The organism is Escherichia sp. KCJ4928 (assembly GCF_004352695.1).
In the GTDB taxonomy this organism is placed as follows: Bacteria; Pseudomonadota; Gammaproteobacteria; order Enterobacterales; family Enterobacteriaceae; genus ECMA0423.
On sequence record NZ_SJWV01000513.1, the window covers coordinates 1 to 701 of the forward strand.

At 56.8% G+C, this 701-nt stretch carries 1 pseudogene; it reads right to left on the minus strand.

The window, feature by feature from the left end:
• Positions 1 to 701, minus strand: a pseudogene (locus E0D98_RS25220) (IS3-like element IS3 family transposase); the annotation flags it as partial.

Here is a 701-nt window from a genome sequence, read left to right on the forward strand (position 1 = left end):
AGCGCCATCTGCAGGGCATCGCAGGCCAGTTGCGCCGTCATGCGTGGCGACATTGACCAGCCAATAACGGCACGTGACCACAGGTCAATGACCACTGCCAGATACAGCCAGCCTTCATCTGTACGTAAGTACGTGATGTCTCCTGCCCACTTCTGGTTCGGGCCACTGGCGTAAAAATCCTGCTCCAACAGATTTTCTGACACAGGCAGGCCGTGTGCGCGGTAGCTGACCGGGCTGAACTTCCGGGAGGCCTTTGCCCTCAGTCCCTGACGGCGCAGGCTTGCCGCCACGGTTTTTACGTTAAAGGGGTAACCCTGAGCACGCAGTTCATCCGTCAGGCGTGGGGCACCGTAACGCTGTTTTGACCGGGTAAAAGCCGCGAGGACAACGCTGTCGCAGTGTTGGCGGAACTGCTGACGCGTGCTTATCCTTGTCCGCCGCTGACACCACGTATACCAGCCGCTGCGGGCCACCCGGAGCACGCGGCACATTGCTTTGATGCTGAACTCAGCCTGATGTTTTTCAATAAAGACATACTTCATTTCAGGCGCTTCGCGAAGTATGTCGCGGCCTTTTGGAGGATAGCCAGCTCTTCATCCCGTTCTGCCAGCTGGCGTTTGAGACGTGCAATCTCGGTAGACATCTCCAGTTCACGTTCAGAAGACGTCTGCTGATTTTGCTGTTTACTGCGCCAGTTGTAG